Annotated in this window: 15 protein-coding genes; 8 read left to right on the top strand and 7 right to left on the bottom strand. The window is 57.4% G+C overall.

Going from position 1 to position 23,837, the window contains the following annotated elements; translation table 11 throughout:
• Positions 1-89 precede the first annotated feature (89 nt).
• Both DSL70_RS09020 and DSL70_RS09025 read right to left on the bottom strand, forming a co-directional pair.
• Positions 90-2,546 carry a penicillin-binding protein 1A gene (locus DSL70_RS09020; protein WP_205563221.1) on the bottom strand — a complete coding sequence of 819 codons (2,457 nt, stop codon included), beginning with the start codon at positions 2,544-2,546 and terminating at the stop codon, positions 90-92.
• Positions 2,547-3,065: 519 nt separating this feature from the next.
• Positions 3,066-4,319, bottom strand: coding sequence for an N-acetylmuramoyl-L-alanine amidase (locus tag DSL70_RS09025; protein ID WP_162916493.1), 1,254 nt, complete (start codon positions 4,317-4,319; stop codon positions 3,066-3,068).
• Positions 4,320-5,165: 846 nt separating this feature from the next.
• Between DSL70_RS09025 and DSL70_RS09030 the strand changes: the two genes are divergently transcribed.
• Entirely contained in the window at positions 5,166-8,189 is a 3,024-nt protein-coding gene (locus DSL70_RS09030) for an Rne/Rng family ribonuclease (protein WP_119307582.1), read from the top strand.
• Positions 8,190-8,280: 91 nt separating this feature from the next.
• Here DSL70_RS09030 and DSL70_RS09035 read toward each other — a convergent pair whose 3' ends face one another.
• Positions 8,281-9,432: a pyridoxal phosphate-dependent aminotransferase gene (locus DSL70_RS09035; protein ID WP_205563207.1), complete on the bottom strand. Its 1,152-nt coding sequence runs from the start codon at positions 9,430-9,432 to the stop codon at positions 8,281-8,283.
• A gap of 166 nt (positions 9,433-9,598) precedes the next feature.
• Between DSL70_RS09035 and DSL70_RS09040 the strand changes: the two genes are divergently transcribed.
• From DSL70_RS09040 to aat, 6 genes are all read left to right on the top strand, one after another.
• Positions 9,599-11,047: a M48 family metalloprotease gene (locus DSL70_RS09040; RefSeq protein ID WP_245418143.1), complete on the top strand. Its 1,449-nt coding sequence runs from the start codon at positions 9,599-9,601 to the stop codon at positions 11,045-11,047.
• Positions 11,048-11,275: 228 nt separating this feature from the next.
• Entirely contained in the window at positions 11,276-12,067 is a 792-nt protein-coding gene (locus tag DSL70_RS09045; RefSeq protein WP_119307583.1) for a DsbA family protein, read from the top strand.
• 359 nt (positions 12,068-12,426) lie between these two features.
• Entirely contained in the window at positions 12,427-12,876 is a 450-nt protein-coding gene (gene aroQ / locus DSL70_RS09050) for a type II 3-dehydroquinate dehydratase (protein WP_119307584.1), read from the top strand.
• A 65-nt stretch (positions 12,877-12,941) separates the two neighbouring features.
• Positions 12,942-13,418: an acetyl-CoA carboxylase biotin carboxyl carrier protein gene (accB, locus tag DSL70_RS09055; protein ID WP_119307890.1), complete on the top strand. Its 477-nt coding sequence runs from the start codon at positions 12,942-12,944 to the stop codon at positions 13,416-13,418.
• 21 nt (positions 13,419-13,439) lie between these two features.
• The gene (gene accC, locus DSL70_RS09060; RefSeq protein ID WP_119307585.1) at positions 13,440-14,780 is read left to right on the top strand and encodes an acetyl-CoA carboxylase biotin carboxylase subunit; all 1,341 of its coding nucleotides are present in this window, start codon (positions 13,440-13,442) and stop codon (positions 14,778-14,780) included.
• Between the two features lie 120 nt (positions 14,781-14,900).
• Complete coding sequence (gene aat / locus DSL70_RS09065) at positions 14,901-15,527, top strand: leucyl/phenylalanyl-tRNA--protein transferase (RefSeq protein WP_119307586.1); 627 nt, start codon at positions 14,901-14,903, stop codon at positions 15,525-15,527.
• Between the two features lie 121 nt (positions 15,528-15,648).
• Here aat and DSL70_RS09070 read toward each other — a convergent pair whose 3' ends face one another.
• The 3 genes from DSL70_RS09070 to DSL70_RS09080 all read right to left on the bottom strand — a co-directional run bounded on the left by DSL70_RS09070 (position 15,649) and on the right by DSL70_RS09080 (position 17,720).
• Positions 15,649-16,080, bottom strand: a complete 432-nt coding sequence (locus tag DSL70_RS09070; RefSeq protein WP_394700934.1) for a DUF2155 domain-containing protein — start codon at positions 16,078-16,080, stop codon at positions 15,649-15,651.
• A gap of 353 nt (positions 16,081-16,433) precedes the next feature.
• Positions 16,434-16,847, bottom strand: a complete 414-nt coding sequence (locus tag DSL70_RS09075; RefSeq protein ID WP_119307892.1) for an NADH:ubiquinone oxidoreductase subunit NDUFA12 — start codon at positions 16,845-16,847, stop codon at positions 16,434-16,436.
• A gap of 144 nt (positions 16,848-16,991) precedes the next feature.
• Entirely contained in the window at positions 16,992-17,720 is a 729-nt protein-coding gene (locus tag DSL70_RS09080; protein WP_119307587.1) for a response regulator, read from the bottom strand.
• A gap of 700 nt (positions 17,721-18,420) precedes the next feature.
• Here DSL70_RS09080 and DSL70_RS09085 point away from each other — a divergent pair.
• A complete protein-coding gene (locus tag DSL70_RS09085; RefSeq protein WP_119307588.1) occupies positions 18,421-22,149 on the top strand; it encodes a vitamin B12-dependent ribonucleotide reductase in 3,729 nt (1,242 codons plus the stop codon).
• Positions 22,150-22,438: 289 nt separating this feature from the next.
• On the opposite strand, the gene DSL70_RS09090 is transcribed toward DSL70_RS09085, so the two are convergent.
• Positions 22,439-23,749: an enolase C-terminal domain-like protein gene (locus DSL70_RS09090; RefSeq protein WP_119307589.1), complete on the bottom strand. Its 1,311-nt coding sequence runs from the start codon at positions 23,747-23,749 to the stop codon at positions 22,439-22,441.
• Positions 23,750-23,837: the final 88 nt, after the last annotated feature.

Below are 23,837 nucleotides of genomic sequence, written 5' to 3' on the forward strand. Positions count from 1 at the left end.
GCCGCCCCCGGTCTCAAAAGCAATTCATCTGACGACAAAGCGGACGCAAGTCTGGCTGCATCCGCTTCGTCAGCATTGTCTATCGGGCTTTAATACAGACCACCCGTGCCTTGCGTCAAGGCATGTTCAGCTTCTTCCGCAGATACCGGCCGCCCCATGTCTTCGGTAAAGCCGATGACGGAATAGCTGTCCGGCGGCAGGGTGCCCGGTTTGAAGGCCTCCAGAATGACCCCTTCACTCTGTGCCGAGGCCCTGAGGCCAGTGCGCCGGTCGATCGGGATCAGCTCAATACCTTCCGGCACCTTGAACGGTTTCTTCGGCTTGTCCTTGAGGGCCACCTTCATGAACTCGGCAAAGATCGGCGCGGCCAGATGACCACCACTGGCGCTGCGTCCCATCGGCCGTGGACGGTCATAGCCGACATAGACACCGACCACCAGGTCGGGAGAGAAACCGACGAACCAGGCGTCGCGTTCGTCGTTGGTCGTTCCAGTCTTGCCGGCGATCGGCTTGCCAACCACCTTGTTGACGATGGTACCGGTACCGCGCTGCACCACACCTTCCATCATGGAGGTGATCTGGTAGGCGGTCATCGGATCGAGCACCTGCTCGCGGTTGTCGATGACTTCAGGTTCTCTCTGATGATCCCAGCGCTGCACATTGCAGTTTTCGCAAATGCGCTGGTCATGCCGGTAGATGGTCTTGCCATAACGATCCTGCACGCGGTCAACAAAGGTCGGCGTGATCCGACGCCCGCCATTGGCGATCATCGAATAGGCCGTCACCATGCGCAGAACCGTCGTTTCACCGGCACCGAGTGACATCGAGAGCACCGGCATCAGATTGTCATAGATGCCAAACCGCCGAGCGTATTCAGCCACCAGCGGCATGCCCATGTCCTTGGCCAGACGTACGGTCATGACGTTTCGCGACAGCTCAATACCAAGCCGCAAGGTCGATGGGCCGTAGAATTTGCCGCCATAGTTCTGTGGACGCCAGAGGCCCTGCCCGCCGCCCTGATCGATTTCGATCGGCGCATCCATAACCACGCTCGAAGGCGTATAGCCATTGTCGAGCGCCGTTGCATAGACGAAGGGCTTGAAGGAAGACCCCGGCTGGCGATAGGCCTGTGTCGCCCGGTCGAACTGGCTTTCATCAAACGAGAAACCACCGGCAATCGCCAGAATGCGGCCCGTGATCGGGTCCATCGCAATCAGGGCACCGGAGACCTCCGGAATCTGTTCCAGCTCGAAGCTGCCATCTTCCTTGGCGGAAACATAGATGACATCCCCCGGCGTCAACACATCGGCAACCGATTTCAGGGCCTTGCCCTTGCGATCACCCGTAGACCACTTGGCCCACTTCATGTCCTTGAAGGACAGCGTCGTGATCTGGCGTTCATTGACGTTGCCTGGCGTTTCTTCATCGCCCTCGGAAGGACGCAGACCGACCGTTGCTTCATTGCCATCCGCCGTCAGGACAACGGCCATCCGCCATTCAGGCACGTCGGAAAGCGGCTTCTCCGCCAGAAGTGTCTTGCCCCAGTCGCCGGAGATGTCGATGGTCTTGAGCGGACCACGCCAGCCCTTTTGCTTGTCAAATGACACCAGACCATGGTTGAGCGCCACCCGGGCTTCCCTTTGCAGATTGACATCAAGAGAGGTTCTCACAGACAGACCGCCGTTATAGAGCTTCTCTTCACCGAACTCCTTGTCGATCCAGCGGCGAACCTCTTCGGCGAAATAGTCGGCCGCGAAGATATGCGCACCACGTGGCCGGAATTTGACCTGCAGGTCCGTAGCCTTGGCCTTGTTGGCCTCTTCCACGGTCACATAGCCATTACTGACCATCTGGTCGATGACCCAGTCCCGGCGCTCGATGGCCTTTTCCTTGTGGCGGATCGGATGATAGTTGTTCGGCGCCTTCATGAGAGCCGCAAGATAGGCCATCTCGGAGAGCGAAAGCTCATGTACCGACTTGTCGAAATAGTTGAGCGAGGCCGACCCGATGCCATAGACGCCGATGCCGAAATACATCTCGTTGAGATATAGTTCCAGAATCTCGTTCTTGGAGAAGGTCTGCTCGATACGCATGGACAGGAGCGCTTCCTTGATCTTGCGCTCATAGGACTGTTCAGACGTCAGAAGAAAGTTCTTGGCGACCTGCTGCGTGATGGTGGAAGCACCAACAAGGCGGCGGTTCTGGCCCACATTCTTCAGGTTGGTGACAACAGCGCGGGCGATACCGGTAAAGTCAAGACCGGCGTGGCTGTAGAAATTCTTGTCTTCCGCAGAGATGAAGGCTTCCTTGACCCGCTCCGGAATGGCCTGAATGGGAAGGAACAGACGCCGCTCTCTGGCATATTCAGCCATCAGCTGGCCATCAGCCGCATGAATGCGCGTGGTCACGGGCGGCTCATAATTCCTCAGCGCCGTAAAATCAGGCAACCCGGCCATCATCGAATTGAGGAAGATATATACAGCGGTGGCGATCACTATGAACAGAATCGAACCTGCGGCGAAGAGAAAGCCGAAGAAGCGCCAAATTATCATATCTGTTCCTACTTAATCCCGTTAAATTCAAGCGTCATGCCATCGCAAACACAGCCAATCGGAAACACGCCCATCAGAAACGCACCGTGAGCGCATTTGCTTCACGCCCACTTTGGGCCACTTCCTTATGGCTTGCGCCCTGAACTGGCCCCTCACCCATTAGCAGAACCAATGAGCAGAACCAGTGAGCAGGCCCCAGAAGCGAAGCAAACAGCCAGAAAGCGCGCTTTGCACCCCTACACCAGCAGTCCCTGCTTCTAAAACTTCGGTCGCCATCATCAGCCCACACAAACGCCCTCAGAACTCGCATAAAGCGCCCGATCCAAATTACGGACAGACTTATTCTGCTGCCAATCATTTTGCAACCATCACATGACATTGGGGCAGCAAAAGGGCTTCGTTAAGAAATTTATCCGCACATATTCAGCAATCATGTCGTCAGTCGGGTTGTCGTTTGGGCCAGAAAAGCGACATTCCCGCCACAAGAACATCACCCGCAAGGGGTGGCGATTCTCAGCCAGACCTGGGCAGGAAAAGGCCGCTCGACTGCGCGGACCGTTTGGCGAAGAATTTGTTGATCGACTTGACGATGGATTTGATCGCCTTGTCGCGCCAGCTGTCAGACAACAGATCCGCCCTGTCCTCCTTGTTGGAAAGATAGCCCAATTCAAGCAGAACGCTCGGAATGTCTGGAGCCTTGAGCACACGGAAACCAGCCGAGCGTTCCGGTGACTTTGACAGGCGAACGGAGGACTTGAGCGCGCCCACCAGCGTGCGGGAATAGAGGGCGGAATGATTGGCTGTTTCCCGGCGCGTGAGATCAATCAGGATGTCGGCGACCACGTCATCGGTCTCCTCGATTTCCAGCCCGGCAATCAGGTCCGATCTGTTTTCCTGTTGCGCCAGCGTGTGCGCCACCGCGTCAGACGCCTTGTCGGAAAGCGTGTAGACCGTTGCCCCGCGCACATAGTGTTCCTTGACGATATCCGCATGGATCGACAGGAACAGATCCGCCTTCTTTTCACGGGCGAAGGCAACCCGCCCGCCAAGAGAAATGAACCGGTCGCGGTCTCTGGTCAGCAGGACGCGGAAATGCTTTTCCTTGACCAGCACATCGCGCAGCGCCTTGGCAAATTCAAGGACGATCGTGCTCTCATGCGCGCCACTGCTGGAAACAGCCCCTGTGTCGATACCGCCATGTCCGGGATCGAGAACAATCAGCGGGCGACTGTCCTCGACTGCGTCCGCCTCTTTGTCGACTGTCGCAGATGGTGCCACCGGCGCCGTGTCCCGCTTGCCGTCAGCCCGAATGCGGATCACGTCCCGCAGGGCCTGTTCGGCAAATTCCTTCTTGCTGACCGAAGCCATTTCGATGACCAGCCTTGCCGGGTTGTCATCCACTGAAGGCAGGGTGTAGGCCTTGACCACCTTGGTCGGTTTGGAAAGGTCGAGCACCACGCGGGAGCCGGAATGCCCGAAGCTGCCAAAGCGGAAATTCTTCACCATGGCGCGCTCAACCAAGCCGATCCCCTGCTCCATCTGAAAGGTCATGTCAGGCAGGTCGATGACCAGCCGATAGGGCCCTTCCAGAGCAAAGACACTGAAACCGACCGGCTTTGCAACATCAAGGATGAACTCGGCGGTCTTGTCATTGCCGTCCGTTCGGGCGCCATGAACCACAACCGGTGTCTCTCCCCCCTCCTGAGCCATCAGGGGCGCGCAGTAAAGGGACGTCAGCAGGATCAGGATAGCTTGGAGCAAACGCATAGCAGTTGTCATCCGCCTCTTTCATCGAAACAAGGGTCACCGACCGTTGGCCGGATCATTGCCAGACCAGTGGGTCTCCTCCTAAGGAGCCCCATATCTTGGAAAGCAATGTGGCAACATGACAGCGAATAGCTTGATTTTTGAGCCGCTGCCACCCCAGAACACTGGGGCCTGAGGGTTAACCACATCTTGACAGAATGGTGCTATCAACATCTCAGCATGGTATATCTGTAGATATAAGTATAGATAACAAGCAAAAACAGCGTATCAAATCACTTGTTAAGCAGCCTTGCACTTGCATATTTGCGTAAGGAACCCTACAAAGACGTTTGGGCCAATGTTGCCAAGCAATGATCCGATTCGAGAATCCGTATTTCTGACGAAACATCTATACGTCAAGAATACGTGACTGGCGAAAACCCCGACGCCCCCGAAAACGGGAACGTCTTCAGGAGTTTCGCGCCGGCGAGGCGGACATACCAAGCTCTGGCGAGTGGCCCGGAATTTCGGGATCGGTCCCGAAGGCCACAACAAATTCGCGGCAATCTGGAGCGCGTAAATAATTTCCGGATTGCATGCCAAGAACCCTGCCGAGGATGAACAGCGTCCTCTGGCATCGAGTATCAACAAGAGGACCCACCCTGGGATGTGTCAACACATGGTCCATAGTGCCGGAGATAGCCTTGCAGCTCGACTGCATGCCCTGGCGCTCGGTCATTTGCACAGCCGAAAACCGATGGTGGTCGGGTCGTCAATAGACAAAAGCGAAGAAGCGCGAACCTGCCGAGCGTCGAGTCATTCGGCCATAACGGTTGCCGGCGCGCTTTTCCGTGGAGACAACACTTTATGGCAAATCAAATGCTCGTTGATGCGACGCATCCGGAGGAAACCCGGGTTGTGGTCGTACGCGGCAATCGGGTTGAGGAATTCGACTTCGAGTCCGCCAATCGCAAGCAATTGCGTGGCAACATCTATCTGGCAAAGGTAACCAGGGTCGAACCGTCCCTGCAGGCCGCTTTTGTCGATTACGGCGGCAACCGCCACGGCTTCCTCGCTTTCAGCGAAATCCATCCTGATTATTATCAGATCCCGATGGCGGACCGTCAGGCTCTTCTCGAAGAAGAACAGAGCCACGACGACGAAGATTTGCATGAAGAAGAAAAACCGGCCAAGAAGTCGAGACGGCGCCGGTCTTCCAGAAAATCTGAAAACCACAGCTCACGGGCTGCAAAGGAAGAGGCATCTTCCGCTGAAACGGTCGAGGCCGAAGCTCCGGCAGAAGGCACCGCTGTTGTTGCCGACGCTGCCGACGAAAGCGAAGGGGCAGCAGAGGTTGCAGCCGACGCTACTCCGGTAGAAGCAGCACCTGTCGAAGAAGGCGAGAACGCACCGGTTGACACCGATGACGCTTCAAGCGACGAGGATGACACCAACACCCCGCCGGCTCAGGCTCATGCCGTTGCCGACGATGAAAGCCTCAGCGCCGATCCGGACGACCTCGATGACGAGGACGACGAAGAGGAAGAAGAGCTTTCCGCTTCCGACGATGAGGATGACGACGAAGACGACGACGAGGATGATGAAGAATCCGGCGTTGAACATGTTGGCGCAGAAGACGCTCTGGAAGAAGTTCCGGAACGCCGCAGCCGTCGTCGTGCCAAGCAGTACAAGATTCAGGAAGTGATCAAGCGCCGCCAGATTCTTCTGGTTCAGGTCGTCAAGGAAGAACGTGGCAACAAGGGCGCCGCCCTGACCACCTATCTTTCCCTTGCCGGTCGCTATTCGGTTCTGATGCCGAACACCGCTCGTGGCGGCGGCATTTCCCGCAAGATCACCAACGTATCCGACCGCAAGCGCCTCAAGCAGATTGCCTCCGAACTGGAAGTGGCCGACGGAATGGGCGTCATCCTGCGCACCGCAGGGGCATCCCGGACCAAGACCGAGATCAAGCGCGACTTCGAATATCTGCTGCGTCTGTGGGAGAACGTCCGAGATCTGACGCTGAAGTCCGCCGCGCCGATGCTTGTCTATGAGGAAGGATCGCTGATCAAGCGCTCGATCCGTGACCTTTACAACAAGGACATCGATCAGGTTCTGGTCTCCGGCGAGGAAGGCTACAAGGAAGCCAAAAGCTTCATGCGCATGCTGATGCCAAGTCACGCGCGCAACGTCCAGCCTTATCGCGAGCCACAGCCGATCTTCACCCGCATGGGCATCGAAAGCCAGCTGGACGCCATGTTCAGCCCGCAGGTGACGCTGAAGTCCGGCGGCTATATCGTCATCGACCAGACCGAAGCCCTCGTCTCCATCGACGTGAACTCCGGTCGCTCGACCCGCGAACACAATATTGAAGACACTGCGCTTTCCACCAACCTGGAAGCCGCCGAAGAGATTTCCCGTCAGTTGCGCCTGCGCGACCTTGCCGGTCTGGTCGTCATCGACTTCATCGACATGGAAGAGAAACGCAACAACCGGGCCGTCGAAAAGCGCCTGAAGGATTGCCTGAAGTCCGACCGCGCCCGCATTCAGGTCGGTCGTATCTCGCACTTCGGCCTGATGGAAATGTCCCGTCAGCGCATCCGCACCGGCGTGCTGGAAAGCACCATGGACCCATGCCCGCATTGCCAGGGCACCGGTTATGTCCGTGCGGCAGCTTCAGTCGCTCTTTTGGTGCTGCGCAGCATCGAGGATCATCTGCTCAAGGGCGTCAACCACCATGTTGTGGTCAGAACCCGCGGCAATGTCGCTCTCTATATTCTCAACCAGAAGCGCGAGAATCTGTTCGAACTCGAAAACCGGTTCGGCGTGCACATCCATGTTGAAGTGGATGATCATCTGGAAGGCAAGCATCTGGAAATCGAACGGGGCGAACCGCTGGCCCAGCCGGTAGCGCCGACCCCGACCATCTCCATGCAGACCATGGAAGTGGATGACGAAGACGACGAGGCCTTCGAAGCTTTTGAAATGGCTGAAGAGGAAAAGGAACGCGAAGAAGAAAGCAGTTCCAAGAAACGTCGCCGTCGCCGCCGCCGCAAGAAATCCCAGTCTGACGCCAGATCGCCACGTGATGAAAATGGCGAGCACGACATGGACAGTGATGACACAGCCGATGCTGATGCTTCCGACGAAGGCGACGAGGCTGCAGAGGCAAGCGACGATGATGGATCCAACGACGACAAGCCAAAGAAGAGCCGTCGCAGGGGTCGCCGTGGTGGTCGCCGCAACCGTCGCAACCGCAACAGCGATGCAGAAGCACAGGAAATGACCGCCGAAGCCATGGAAGTGGTCGGGCATGCACCTGAGTCCTATGGCTTCTCCAGTAGCTTTGATGCAGAAGACACCGACAGCAACTCCATGCCGGAGGTCTACATTGCCGAAGGCGGCGTTGCAGTATTGGAAAGCAACGACAGCGTCGCTGAAACGCCTGCTGCTCCTGCTGAAGAACAGCCTCAAGACGTGACCGTCGCTGAAGCCGAAACCGCTCCTGAAGCGTTTGATGCACCAGAGACGGAAACCGAAACCTCGGCATCCGAGGCTCCTGAAGCCATCGCGTCAGAGCCAGAAAACGTCGAAGAGCCTGCAGCTGAAGAGGTTGCCTCCGCTCCCGAAGCTGAAGCAGCACTGGAAGCATCGGAAGAAGTTCCGGCAGAAGAAACCACGGCTCCGGTTGAAGAAACCGCAGCACCGGCCGCTCCCGCCGATGAAGCAGAAGCCGCAAGCGAAGAGCCAAGCGCCGAGCCCGTTGAAGAGCTGACCGCCGTTGCCGCTGAGGCGGCTGAAGCGGAAGCCGAGCCCAAGGCGGAAGAAGAACAGCCAGACGACAACCGTCCCAAGCGGACCGGCTGGTGGAACCGTTCCGGCTTTCTCTAAGCCTCAGGTCCCGTAGATCATGAAAAAGCCGCATCGATTGAATTCGATGCGGCTTTTTGTTTGCCTTGTTTCTTGCGGAGAGGCTGAGACGTCAGGCCAGCCAGTCACCCAGCCGCCGAATGGCTTCCTTCATATGCTCTTCGGTTCCGGCAAAGGACAGCCGCACATACTGGTGCCCCCTCTCCCGATCGAAATCGGCCCCCGGCGTGATGGCAACACCAGCTTCGCTAAGCGACCGCATGGCAAAATCCATCGAGTCATTGGTCAGCTTGCTGACATTGGTATAGACATAGAATGCCCCATCCATCGGCATGAAGTCGCCAAGGCCGATTTCCGGCAGAGCTTGCATCAGATAGGACCGGTTGCGACCATATCCGGCCTTGACCAGATCCAGCTCCTCATGGGCATCAAAGGCCGCAGTGGCGGCCACCTGCGACAGCATCGGCGGGCACAGATAGAGCGACTGGCTGAGGCATTCCACGGACCGTTGCGCCAGTGGTGGCAGGATCATCCAGCCAACCCGCCAGCCGGTCATGCAGTAATATTTGGAGAAGGAGTTGATGATGACGGCATTGGGCGAAAAGCGCAGAGCCGTCTCCGCCTTGCTGCCAAATTCGAGGCTGTGGTAGATTTCATCCGAGATGAACCAGATGCCAAGCTCGTCGCAAACGTCGACAACAGCCTTCAGCGCCTCAGCCTCCATGATCGTGCCCGACGGATTGGCCGGGCTGGCGATCAAAACACCCTTTACCGGCTTTTCCGCATGAACCCGCCGGATATCCTCTGCAGTCAGGCTCCAGCGGTCTTCCGCCCGCGTCTCCACCTCGACCACATCCAGCCCTAGCGAGAACAGGATATTGCGATAGGCCGGATAGCCCGGGCTGGGCAGGATCACCCGGTCTCCCACTTCAAACAGCGACAGGAAGGCCAGATTGAACCCGGCGCTGGAGCCGGTCGTGACCGCCACAGCCTCTGGCGACACGGTCACCCCATAGTGCTCGGCATAATGCCGGGCGATGCGTTCGCGCAGGGAGCGGATGCCAAGCGCATCGGTGTAACCGATCCGGCCATCCACCAAGGCCTTTTGTGCCGCCTCCCGCACCAGCCTTGGTGCCGGAGCCCCCGGCTGGCCGATTTCCATATGGACAATGTCTTTACCCTGCGCAGCCAGTGCATTAGCCTTGGCCATGATGTCCATCGCAAAAAAGGGTTCAATGGTGCCGCGTTTGGAAATAGTGAGCATTTATCTTTTCCTTTTGGCTCTTCCATTTGTCTGTGCCACATTTTCACCATGGCCGCAGGTAAGGATATTGCCGAATGTTTCGAATCCTTACCACCCAGACAGTAAGTGGCTTTGATCTCCGACAGATCTCTTATGGGGATTGAGAAAATCAAAGAAGGTTGTGATCATGTTTGAGGGCTTTGGTATCAAGTCTTTGCAGAAAGTTCCACCCACTGCCAGGCAGAAACAGCATGGCTTTCTTGCCTCCATGCACCGAAAAGCCCTGTCGGCGCTGATGGTATCGCTCATTGGCCTGCAACCTCTGCTGCTGGCGAGCGCTCCGGCTGACGCTCAGGGGCGCAGCATCAAGCTGGTGCGCGATGCTGAAACCGAGGAATTGATCCGCGACTATGCCCGCCCGATCTTCGAAGCCGCAGGTCTCAAATCAACAAACATCCGCATCCACCTGATCAACGACAGCCGCTTCAATGCCTTTGTTGTCGACAGCAAGCGCATGTTCATCAACACCGGCACCATCATTGACGCCAAGACGCCCAACGAGGTGATCGGCGTTATCGCCCACGAAACGGGCCACATCGCCGGTGGCCATATGATCCGCCTGCGAGAAGCAATGCGCCGCGCCCAGACCATCGCCGCGATTGGCATGCTGGCTGGCGCTGGTGCAATGGCCGCAGGCGCGGCAGCTGGCAGCCCTGATGCTGCCCGCGTTGGCGGCGCCGTCGCCGCAGGCTCCCCCGGCATGGCCCAGCGCACATTCCTCAGCTATGCCAGAACCGAAGAAACCGCAGCCGACCGTGCGGCGCTGCGTTATCTGGCCAAAACGGGACAATCGGCCAAGGGCATGCTGACCACCTTCGAGCGTTTTGCCGATCAGGCGCTGTTTTCCAGCCAGTATATGGACCCCTACATCCAGTCTCACCCCCTGCCCCGCGACCGCATCGCGCAGGTGGAAAATCTTGCCAAAAAGAGCAAGTTCTTCAACAAGACCGACAGCGCCGCTCTACAACAGCGCCATGATCTGGCGCGCGCCAAACTGGCAGCCTTCACCCAGGACCCGAAGCGGGTTCTGCGCAACTACAAGGGCAACGACCTGCCGAGCCTCTATGCGCAGGCCATCGTGACCTATCGGATGGGCAACCGGAACAAGGCCGTGAAGATGATCGACCAGTTGCTCAACGCACAGCCGAACAATGCCTATTTCTGGGAACTGAAGGGCCAAGTCTATCTGGAAACGGGACAGCCGGACAACGCCGTAGCCCCGCTCAACAAGGCAGTTTCCCTGAAACCCAACGAGGGCATCTTGCGCGTCATGCTCGGTCAGGCGCTTATTTCCTCCAAGTCCAACCGCAACTACAGCGCCGCCGTCACGCATCTGCAACGTGGCCTGCAGCATGACCCGGATCTGGCCGTCGGTTATCGCTTTCTGGCTCAGGCCTACGAGAATCTGGGTCGCCGGGCAGAAGCCGAAATCGCCACTGCCAACGGCTATTTCGCATCCGGCGACATTGCCTCCGCCAAAGCCATGGCGGCGCGCGCCCAGAAGAAGCTGAAGCGCGGCTCTCCAGAGTGGCTTCAGGCCGATGACATCATGTCCTACAAACAACCGAAGTTGTGACCGGAGGACAGCCAGAGGATGAGCAGAGCGTCGAATGAAATGCGTTGAACTGTATGCCCCTATGCCGCCACTCGCCAGAGTGAGGCTAAAGGTCACAATCAAGTGAACAATTCAAGATTTGTCTCGCAACACACGCGTTCTGCCCTATTCTCCAACGCAGTTTTACCGATCACACCACTTGCTTATCCAGTTTGAAACGCTCTTTTAAACGCACAAGGACGCCAACTCATGCGCCACAGATTTTCGCCGATTTCCTACCTGTTCGCTGCACTCGCCCTCATCGGCGTGACCAGCGCGCCAGCCAACGCGACGGAATTCAACAATCTGCAGAAGAAGGAAATCGAGACGATCATTTCCGACTACCTGCTTGAAAATCCTGACCTTATCCGCAAGGTCTTCACCATTCTCAGCCAGCAGGAAGCCGAAAAGCAGCAGCAGGCCGAACTGGAACGTGCCGAGAAGGCAAAACAGGCCGTGGTGGAGCATCAGGACGAGATTTTCAACGGCAAGGACCAGATCGTGCTCGGCAACCCAAAAGGCGACGTCACGCTGGTCGAGTTCATGGATTACAACTGTGGCTATTGCAAACAGGCCTTCGGCAGCATGCTTGAGCTGATGGATAAGGACAAGAAATTGCGCGTCGTCCTCAAGGAGTGGCCAATTCTCGGCCCGCAGTCGCAGGAGGCCGCTCTGGTTGCCGTGGCTGTAACCAAGGCTGCACCGGACAAATACTGGGACTTCCACAAGGCCATGATGACCATGCGCGGTACGGCCAACAAGGAAACCGCCCTGCGTGAAGCCGAAAAACTCGGAATAGCTCGCGATGCCCTGGAAAAGCTCTATGAAGACAAGTCGTCTCGCGAACCGATTCAGGATGCCTATCGTCTGGCCGACGTCCTCAATCTGAATGGCACGCCGGGCTATGTGCTCGGTGACGAGGTCATTCCAGGCTACATTTCGCTTGAAGCCTTCGAGAGCAAGATTTCCAATCTGCGCAGCTGCGGCTCGACCAATTGCTGATCGTGATTGCGTAAAAACGGTCGTTATGCGGGCCTGAAAGTTCCGCAACAGACCTGTTCACGAAACACCGGAGACGAGGCGCGAAGGGCGCCTCTCCCGCCTATCCCCAGCGGCATTTTCCAATGCTGGCAAATGCCACAAAATGGTCATTTTTGCTGAAAATCATGACGATAAGTAGGAATGAAAAGCATTACCTCCCTTTTCGTATCTTTTCACTCAGCCAGGGACAGCCTATAAGAAACCAGACGAGTGGGCCGGACAGCCGGGCCTGCTGCTGTTGCTTTGCCGAAATTCTGCAGAATTGGCGAGGCATGCTGTACATTCTCGCTTTAAAAATGTGCTCTAGCGCGGACTAAAAAATGACCAATACGCTCTTTGTTCTGAACGGACCCAACCTCAATATGCTTGGTCTGAGAGAACCCGGCATCTACGGCTCAACCACCTTGAATGACATTAGGGACATGTGCCTTGAGAAGGCCGCATCAATGGGCTGGACGGTTGATTTCCGCCAGAGCAATCACGAAGGTGTACTCATCGACTGGATCCATGAAGCCCGTGAGAAGTCCCGCGGGATCATCATCAACCCTGCGGCCTACACGCACACGTCCGTTGCTCTTCAGGATGCCATTCGGGCGGTCAGCCTGCCAGTCATCGAAGTGCATCTTTCAAACATTCACGCACGCGAATCCTTCCGCCATCATTCCTATGTTTCTCCCGCAGCGCTTGGCGTCATTTGTGGGCTGAACGCAAAAGGATATACAGTGGCGATCGAAGCGCTCGTGGAGCATCTGGAAAAGTCTCAGGCCTGATGCCTGCGCACCAACAGGCTCCCAAACCATGAGAACCTGGTATTAAACCAATGGAATGCGAACATATGACCAAAGAGAAAAGCAAACTTGATCCTGATTTCATTCGTCAGCTGGCGGAGCTGGTAAAGTCCCAGGACCTGACGGAAATTGAAATCGAACAGGACGACTTGCGTATTCGTGTTGCCCGCGAAATCGTGGTGCAGCAGGCCGTAGCAGCAGCCCAGCCAGCCGCATATGCAGCAGCGGCTCCGCTTGCAGCGCCAGCAGCCGCTCCGGCCGCAGCCGGCAAGGACGCTGATGCAAATCTGGCAAACGCAGTTCGCTCGCCGATGGTCGGCACCGCCTATCTTTGTCCCGAACCGGGCGCAGCAGCTTTCGTTGCCGTCGGCGACCAGGTCAAGCTTGGCGATACGCTGATGATCGTTGAAGCGATGAAAACCATGAACCAGATTCCTGCCACCAAAGCCGGCAAAATCACGGCAATCCTGGTGGAAGACGGCCAGCCTGTCGAGTTCGACGAACCACTGGTCATCATTGAATAGTCAGGAATTTAGGGGAAATCCATGTTTTCAAAGGTTCTGATCGCAAACCGGGGCGAAATTGCCCTTCGGGTGTTGCGAGCCTGCAAGGAACTGGGCATCCAGACAGTGGCCATCCATTCCACTGCCGATGCCGAGGCAATGCATGTCAAACTGGCGGACGAAAGCGTCTGTATCGGCCCGCCGTCGGCACGCGACAGCTATCTCAATATCCCACAGATTCTGGCGGCCTGTGAAATCACCGGCGCTGATGCTGTACATCCCGGCTATGGCTTCCTTTCCGAAAATGCGCGTTTTGCGCAGATTCTGGAAGAGCACAAGATCGGCTTCATCGGCCCGAGCGCTGAACACATCCGCATCATGGGTGACAAGATCGCTGCCAAGCAGACCGCAAAACGGCTTGGCATTCCGGTCGTTCCCGGCTCGGAAGGTGGCGTCGACAGCCCGGAAGAAGCCAAGCGTGTGGCAGCCGAAATGGGCTATCCCATCCTGATCAAGGCAGCATCCGGCGGCGGCGGCAAAGGCATGCAGGTGGTTCATTCTGAAGACAAGATCGCCCTTGCCTTCACGACGGCCCGCTCCGAGGCTCTGGCCAACTTCGGCGACGCAACGGTCTATATCGAGAAATATCTCGAAAAGCCGCGCCATATCGAAGTGCAGGTCATGGGTGACGGCAAGGGCCACGCCATCCATCTCGGTGAACGCGACTGCTCTCTGCAGCGCCGCCACCAGAAGGTCTGGGAAGAAGCACAGTCCCCTGCTCTCAACGAGGAACAGCAGAAGCGCATTGGCGAGATCTGCGCCACGGCCATGCAGGGTCTGGGCTATTCCGGCGCTGGCACGATCGAGTTCCTGTATGAGAATGGCGAGTTCTATTTCATCGAAATGAACACCCGCCTGCAGGTGGAACATCCTGTCACCGAGTCCATCACCCGCATCGACCTTGTCAACGAACAGCTGAAGGTTGCCTGCGGTGCCGGCCTCGACATCAAACAGGAAGATGTCATCTTCCAGGGCCATGCCATCGAATGCCGCATCAACGCGGAAAACCCGGAAACCTTCGTCCCGTCACCGGGCAAGATCACCTATTACCACCCACCGGGGGGACTTGGGGTTCGTGTCGATTCCGGCGTTTATCAGGGCTATTCAATTCCGCCCTATTATGACAGCCTTATCGGCAAACTGATCGTCACCGGCCGCAACCGCGTTGAATGCATGATGCGTCTCAGACGCGCGCTGGACGAGTTCGTGGTGGATGGCATCCAGACCACCCTGCCTCTGTTCCGCAAGCTGGTGGACGAGCCGGATATCGCCAATGGTGCCTATGACATCCACTGGCTGGAAAAATATCTCGGCATGAAGTAGGCCGTCCGAATACCCATTCGGTACAACATCATGGAGGACCGCGCGTTTCGTGCGGTCTTTTTGCATCATCGGGGGCCCCGATAAAGACAGTTCAAAGAGAGCCGTGATACAGTTTCTGCCATGACAGACGATTCATCCACATTGGAAATCACCCCCCAGATCCTGCTCAGGGCCTACGCCTGCGGCATCTTCCCCATGTCCGAGGGTGCCGACGATCCCACCCTGTTCTGGATCGAGCCGGAGATGCGCGGCATCATTCCGCTGGATGCCTTTCATGTTCCCAAGCGGATGGCTAGGACCATGCGCACCACATCCTTCAGGATCAGGGTCGATACGGACTTTGGCGGCGTCATGGATGCCTGTGCGGAGGCCGCCCCCGATCGTCCGACCACATGGATCAACGAGCAGATCCACGAGCTTTATCGCGAGCTGTTCACCATGGGCCACGCCCATTCCGTCGAGGTCTGGGACGACGACAAGCTGGTCGGCGGGCTCTATGGGGTCAGTCTGGGGCGGGCCTTCTTTGGCGAGAGCATGTTCTCCCGGGCACGCGATACCTCCAAGATGGCACTCATCCACCTGGTCGAGCGCCTCAACGCCGGTGGCTACACCCTTCTCGATACCCAGTTCATCACCGACCATCTCAAGCAGTTCGGCACGATCGAAATCCCAAAGGTGGAATATCACGCCCTGCTCGATCACGCGATGCGCTCCTCGGCAGATTTCTACGCCATCGACGACGAATGACGGCGCTGGCGGAACTGCACGCCCACCAGCAAGAAGTTCCAAAAACGCAAAAAGCCGGACATGATCCGGCTTTCCTTTTGGGTCTCTCGCTGAGGCTTGCCTCTTGGAAGTTTGCCAAAGTCTAGTTCGGCTTGGGAACCTCGGTCTCCCGCTTGCAGCCAACCAGCCAGACGTCATAGACCGGATGCTCCACGGCATTCATGCCCGGGCTGGAAGCGAACATCCAGCCGGTGAAGATCCTGCGCACCTTGCGCTCAAGGGTGATCTCGTCCACCTCAACAAAGGCTGTCTCTTCCTGACGTTCCGTTTCAGGGCGCGTATAGCAGACCCGCGGCGTCACCTGCAGCGAGCCGAACTGAACGGTCTCGTCGATATAGACGTCGAACTGGATCATCCGGGCGGTGATCTTGTCCAGACCGGCGAAGGTGGCAACAGGATTGGCAACCTCCTGTGCGGCAGCCTGAAAGGATAGCAAACACACAACGGAAAACAGGGAAGCAAGTGTCAGCCTTCCCGGCATCCAGCCCCATTTGCAGCCCACCAAAAAATTCATCAGTTTCTCCGGCTATCAGGCGGAAAGCATGTCACCGGCACCATCAGGCACTGGCCACTCAACAGCCCTTCAATCATTCAACTGGGTCCGGGGCAAACAACTTGCCCATCAAGACATCTGCGCCTCTTTGCGCCTGCGGGCAGCACGCTCGCCACCGGAAAACACAATCATCAGACCGCGAAAATCGCACAACCAACCCGTTCCTAGCCCTGTTTCAGGGCCAAAGGCAAGGCTGATTTGCCGATTCCCCCGTCTTGCGTTGGAGGAACTGGCACCAGACGGTGTTATGCAGCAAAAAAGTCAATAGTTTGACAGACTTTGCCAAACGGCACCAATGGAGGAAAAAACCGGGTTCAGGGCGTCCATGCTTCGTAGTCGGCGCGCGATTCGGCAGGCTTTTGTGCCGAAAGCAATGACCCGGCTGGGCGATAGGCACGCGCGGTGCCTGTCATGTTGGGCTGATGCGCCCGCTCCCACGGCCAATGCGGCATCTCGTCCTGACTGGGCGCCACGTCGGTACGATAGTGCATCCAGCCATGCCATCCGGCAGGAATGCGGCTGGCTTCGGACGGGTCGGCATAGACCACCCAGCGGCGTTCGCCCCTGCGGACGTCGGCGTAACTCGCGTTTTTCGGAACCTTTTGCTTGTAATAGCTGTTGCCGAATTCGTCCTTGCCGACGAACTCTCCGAACCGTTTGGTGTGCAGCCAGGTTCCGAATGTGGTGTTACCCCACCAGGTGAACAGCAAGAGCAGAAATTTCTTCATGACGTCCCACATGTCAGCAATTCAAACGCGAGACACTATGACTACATATTTTCGCGGATGTCCAGAGAAGCAGACAAAAATTCAGACGAATGGACCGCCCAGACAAACACTCGGACTGAAGGTGCACGGAGTGAAGGCGCAGACCTATCGGCGCCCCCGTCCAACACTTGCATAGCGCGACGGCCGTGAGTTGGTGCCTGTGCCAGACGAATCCTTCCGCGTCAGGCTGCTGCCGCGCCAGCCCGACGGGCTGTGACTGTGTGGTGTGGCCGTATCGCCTTCAAGCTCTAGTGGGTTGTGCATGATGCGATCGGCCGCCCGCTGCTGTTTCTTGGCATCCGGCAAGGTCTGTTCATGGAACTGCCGTGCCTTCTCCAGCGACCGCAAGCGCGAGCGCTTCTCCTCCAGCACTTCATGCATGCCATCGATGACATAGCGATCGCCTTCAAGGCGCATCAGGCGCTTGTCGCTGCACAGGGACCGCAGTCTTTGCTGCAAGGCCGCCGAGGACATGGGTTTGGCCAGCACATGATGAGCCCCGGTTTCAAACAGCTTGGCCACGCGCTGCTCCGTCGCATAGGCGGTGATCACGATGACAGGAATGAAGCTGAGCGGCTCCATGGTGCCGCGACGAATGAGGCTGAGCAGCTGCAGGCCGGACATCGGCGCCATGTTGAGATCCGTTATGATCACATTTGGTGGCTCATGCATGATGGCGTGCAGCGCGGCATCCCCACGATCATAGGAACGCACCCGAGCAACCTTCATCGAAGATATCATTGATCGAATCATCGTAAGCACCGACTTGGAGTCATCCACGATCACGATGTCCAACGATTCGATACTCAGCCCATATGCGGCATGATGCTCCATGGATCCGTCCAACCTGCTGTTTTATGGTCTTTTTTTAGTAGTCCGGCGGGTAGGATGACACAGAGCCATTAATTCGCGTTCAAGATCGCCTGTTGTATTTGACTTCAATTTTAACAGTTTTGTTAAAGCGCCCGAAAAAGTTAATTTCCCCACTGCTCCACCATGTGAGGCGCAGATTTTTCCCGTTCCTGATCAGGACGCAAAAAACACTATATATAGATTGACAGAAAATCTTCAGACACAAGCGATAGCCCTTCTTGCGTTCACTCGCTCAAGAATCCATAATCCGTTTTGTCGAGGCAGCGGCGTCTCTGGTTCAAAGCTCCAGACTTCCTGTTCCAACATTTTCGTACAGTAGCATGATCAAAATCTGACACGAGCAGCGGCTAGCGCTGTGTTTGTTGAAGATTTCTGGTCGCGCAATTTTGTGCGCTAAAATCTGGACAGGAAAACAGAGAGACACAACATATAGACATTGCCCTGACAACGTAGACACCATATATAGATTTTGTTAACCTATCCTCGATCTACTGGTGTCTGCAAGACAAGTTCATTGTGCCACGATTCGCTCGTGGGGCTGACTCAAAACTCCGGCAGGATTTCGGCCGTTCCGAGGCCAGGAATTCCGATGTCTTGCACCAACCACCGGCTGATCTCACAGCGAGAGACCAGCATTACCTTTGCGAAGGGGTTATAAAAGATGCGTGTAGAGCGGCGCTATACCACTGAAGGAAAATCAGCATACGAATCTATCGAGTTTCGTAAGGCTACTAGTGAAATTCGCAATCCCGACGGGTCTATCGTCTTTCGTCTGGAGAATATTGATGTGCCAGTAGCCTGGTCCCAGGTGGCTGCCGATATTCTCGCCCAGAAATATTTCCGCAAGGCCGGTATCCCTGCCGCACTGAAACGCGTTGAAGAAAATTCCGTTCCTTCCTGGCTGTGGCGCTCCGTCGCTGACGAAGAAGCATTGGCCGCTCTGCCGGAAGAAGAACGCTATGGCCCGGAAATGTCTTCCCAGCAGGTGTTCGACCGTCTCGCCGGCACCTGGACCTATTGGGGCTGGAAAGGTGGCTATTTCGACACCGACGCCGACGCCCGCGCCTTTTATGACGAACTGCGCTACATGCTCTGCACCCAGCGCGTCGCCCCGAACTCTCCGCAATGGTTCAACACCGGCCTGCATTGGGCCTATGGCATCGACGGCCCGAGCCAGGGTCACCATTATGTCGATTTCGAAACCGGCCGCCTAACCCGCTCTGCCTCAGCCTACGAGCATCCGCAGCCGCATGCCTGCTTCATCCAGTCCATCTCCGATGATCTGGTCAACGAAGGCGGCATCATGGATCTGTGGGTGCGTGAAGCCCGCCTGTTCAAATACGGCTCTGGCACAGGCACCAACTTCTCGTCCCTGCGTTCCGAAGGCGAACCGCTTTCCGGCGGTGGCAAGTCTTCCGGCCTGATGTCCTTCCTGAAAATCGGCGACCGTGCTGCTGGCGCGATCAAGTCCGGCGGCACCACCCGCCGCGCAGCCAAGATGGTTGTCGTCGACATCGACCATCCGGATATCGAAGCCTACATCAACTGGAAGGTGAAGGAAGAAGAGAAGGTAGCCGCTCTTGTGACCGGCTCCAAGATCGTTTCCAAGCACCTCAAGGCAATCATGAAGGCCTGCGTCAACTGCCAGGGTTCCAACGATGAATGCTTCGATCCGCAGAAGAACCCTGCCCTGAAGCGCGAAATCCGCGCTGCCAAGAAGATGCAGGTGCCGGAAAACTACATCCGCCGCGTCATCCAGTTCGCCAAACAGGGCTACAAGGACATCCAGTTCGACACCTACAACACCGACTGGGACAGCGCCGCCTATCTGACCGTTGCCGGGCAGAACTCCAACAACTCGGTCCGCATCACCGACGACTTCCTCAACGCCGTCAAGGAAGACCGCGACTGGAATCTGATCGGTCGTATCAAGGGCGACATCCGCAAGACCGTCAAGGCCCGCGACCTGTGGGAACAGATCGGTTATGCCGCATGGGCCTCTGCCGATCCGGGCCTGCAGTTCCACACCACCATCAACGACTGGCACACCTGCCTTGCCGATGGCGAGATCATCGCGTCCAACCCGTGCTCGGAATACATGTTCCTGGACAACACGGCCTGCAACCTTGCCTCCATCAACCTGCTGCAGTTCCTGCAGGCGGACGGCAACTTCGCAGTCGAGGAATTCGAGCACACCGTACGCCTGTGGACCATGGTACTGGAAATCTCCGTGCTGATGGCCCAGTTCCCGTCTCCGGAAATCGCAGAGCGTTCCTATCTCTACCGTACCCTCGGTCTGGGCTATGCCAACATCGGCGGCCTGCTGATGACCTCCGGCATCCCTTATGACAGCAAGGAAGGCCGCGCCATCTGTGCTGCCATCTCTGCCCTGATGACCGGCACGTCCTATGCCACGTCGGCCGAAATGGCCAAGGAGCTGGGTGCCTTCGAACGCTACGAAGCCAACTCTGCGCAGATGCTGCGCGTCATTCGCAACCACCGCAATGCCGCCTATGGCAACGCTGACGGCTACGAAGGGCTCGACATCAACCCTGTGCCGCTCGACCATGACAGCTGCAACGACAAGGCGCTGATCAGCCACGCCGTTGCGGCCTGGGACAAGGCGCTCGAACTGGGCCAGCAGTATGGCTATCGCAACGCCCAGACCACCGTTGTTGCCCCGACCGGCACCATCGGTCTGGTGATGGACTGCGACACCACCGGCATTGAGCCGGACTTCGCACTCGTCAAGTTCAAGAAGCTGGCCGGTGGCGGCTACTTCAAGATCATCAACCGCACGGTTCCCAATGCCCTCAAGAAGCTTGGCTATTCCGAGCAGCAGATCAAGGACATCGAAACCTATGCTGTCGGCCACGGCACACTGAAGAACTGCAACGCCATCAGCCACAACGCGCTGAAGGGCAAGGGTCTGACCGACGAGAAACTGGACACCATCGAATCCGGCCTCAAGAGCGCCTTCGACATCAAGTTCGCCTTCAACAAGTGGACCCTTGGAGAAGATTTCTGCAAGGAAACCCTCGGCCTTGATGACGACCAGCTGAACGATCCGCATTTCGACATGCTGGCCTTCCTCGGCTTCAGCAAGGAAGAAATCGACGTCGCCAACATCCATGTCTGCGGTGCCATGACGCTGGAAGGCGCCCCGCACCTGAAGGCAGAGCATCTGTCGGTCTTCGATTGCGCCAACCCGTGCGGTCGTATCGGCAAGCGCTATCTCTCGGTTGAAAGCCACATCCGCATGATGGCTGCATCCCAGCCGTTCATCACCGGCGCGATCTCCAAGACGATCAACATGCCGAATGACGCCTCGGTCGATGACTGCAAAGACGCCTACATGTTGTCCTGGAAGCTGGCCCTCAAGGCCAATGCTCTCTATCGCGACGGCTCCAAGCTCAGCCAGCCGCTCAACAGCCAGCTGCTGGAAGACGACGACAGCGATGCCGAGGATGCCGTTGAGGCTCTTGCCGCCGCTCCGATGCCGGAACGTGCTGCGCTGGTCACCGAGAAGATCGTTGAACGTGTTGTCGAGCGCGTTGTCGAACACCGTGTCCGTGAACGCCTGAAACTGCCGGATCGTCGCAAGGGTTACACCCAGAAGGCAACCGTTGGCGGCCATAAGGTCTACCTGCGGACCGGCGAATATGATGACGGCCAGATCGGCGAAATCTTCATCGACATGCACAAGGAAGGCGCCGCTTTCCGCAGCCTGATGAACAACTTCGCCATCGCGATTTCCCTCGGCCTGCAATATGGCGTGCCGCTTGATGAATATGTTGATGCCTTCACCTTCACCCGGTTCGAGCCGGCTGGCATGGTTCAGGGTAACTCCGCCATCAAGAATGCTACGTCCATCCTTGACTATATCTTCAGGGAGCTGGCCGTTTCCTATCTGGATCGCCACGATCTCGCCCATGTCAACCCGGACGATATCGCAACGACCTCGACGGGCAAGGGCAGCGCCGAAGGCAAGGTTCCAGTGCCGATTTCCAAGGGCCTGTTGCGCGGCAAGACCGAGCGCTTCAAGCTGGTGGATGGCAAGGAATATGCCCGTCTGCATGCCCACGATCACGACCATGATCACGATCATGACCACGATCACGGCGACCACAGCCATGGCGCTCCGGCAACCCCTGTGGTCAAGGCCGCCATCCCGTCGGCAACCGCAACAATGCTGAAGCGCGACAGTCAGGTTCAGCCAAGCACAGCTCCGGCTGTTGGCAAGGTGGAAACCAAGGCTGACCAGATCGCTCTGGCGCGCATGAAGGGCTACGAAGGCGAAAGCTGCAGCGAATGCGGCAACTTCACCATGGTCCGCAACGGCACCTGCCTCAAGTGCGACACCTGCGGTTCCACATCCGGTTGCTCCTGATCACGGGATCCGAGGCTCTGGCGCTCCCTATGGGCTGGCGTCAGACTTTGGCAGCCTGAAACAGAAACAGAAAAGCCGCCGACCTTTACAAGGGTCGGTGGCTTTTCTATGGAGTGATCCGGGGGTGCTCTCCCGGTCCCACCTCCACCGAGCGGTCAGTGTATCATTGAGACCGGATCCGAAGATTCGTCCGCCGATACACTGACGCTCCGGGGAGGGAACCGGATTGGTGGCGACAGGGCCGAAACCCTTCAGACCCTGCCCCGCCACCATGTCCCAGACGATCTGGCTATTTGGCGTCCTCAGCCCATTCAGCACCGATCGGGTATTCAAAACGATCCAGCGACGCCAGCTTCATGGTCGCGCCATAGCCGGGAAGCAGGTTCGGATAGTAACGGCCACGCTTGACGGTCAGCGGCTCTTCGAAATTCTCGTGCAGATGGTCGACATATTCGAGCACCCGGTTTTCCAGAGAGCCGGTCACCGCGATATAGTCGAACAGCACGATGTTGAGAGAATACTGGCAGAGCCCTACCCCGCCACCATGCGGACAGACCGGCACACCGAATTTTGCGGCCATCAGCAAAACGGCAAGCACTTCGTTGACACCACCAAGGCGCGCCGGATCAAGCTGACAGAAATCCATAGCCCCAGCCTGGAAGAACTGCTTGAACATCACGCGGTTGTGGGCGTGTTCGCCCGTGGCGATCCCGATCGGGCTGATGCGATCCTTGATGGCCCGATGGCCCTGAACGTCATCCGGGCTGGTTGGTTCCTCGATCCATAGCGGATTGAACTCGGCCAGACGACGCATGTTCTCGACAGCCTGATCCACATCCCAGTTCTGGTTGGCATCCATCATCAGCTGACGGTCCCAGCCCAGTTCCTCACGCAGGATCTGGGCGCGGCGAACATCCTGATCAATGTCGGCACCGATCTTCTGCTTGAGATGGGTCCAGCCATCCGCCACAGCTTCCCGGGCAAGACGGCGCATCTTCTCTTCCGAATAGCCCAGCCAGCCAGCGGCGGTGGTGTATCCCGGGAAGCCCTTCTCCAGCATCTCGGCTTCGCGGGCAGCCTTGCCCGGCTGTGCCTTGCGCAGAAGGCCGATGGCTTCGTAGGGAGTAAGGACGTCGGAGATATAGGTGAAGTCGACGCAGCGCACCAACTCTTCCGGGCTCATGTCGACCAGCATCTTCCAGACCGGCTTGCCCTCAGACTTGGCCCACATGTCCCAAAGTGCGTTGACAAGCGCAGCGGTCGCCAGATGTACCAGCCCCTTTTCCGGACCAACCCAGCGCAGCTGGCAGTCACCGGCCACAAGCTTGTGCCAGAAGGCACCGAAATTGGCCGTGATGTCCTCAAGCGTCTGACCGATGACGAACATCTCCGCCAACTCCCGGGCAGCGACGACGCACAGATCATTGCCACGGCCGATGGTAAAGGTCAGCCCGCAGCCTTCAAGGCCGCTGTCGGTCTGCAGCGTTACATAGGTGGCCGAGTAGTCGGAAATCGCATTCATGGCGTCCGAGCCATCAAGATTGCGCGACGTTGGGAAGCGGATATCGCGTACAACGACATTGGTAATTCTGGTTGCCATTTTAAACCTCATTGATGTGGAGAGACCCGCGCCGCAATGGCGGCCGGAGGCCAGACCGGTTCAGTATCGAGCCGGTCCGATTGTTCGT

The sequence above is a fragment of the Cohaesibacter haloalkalitolerans genome, from assembly GCF_003574655.1.
GTDB classification, from domain to species: domain Bacteria; phylum Pseudomonadota; class Alphaproteobacteria; order Rhizobiales; family Cohaesibacteraceae; genus Cohaesibacter; species Cohaesibacter haloalkalitolerans.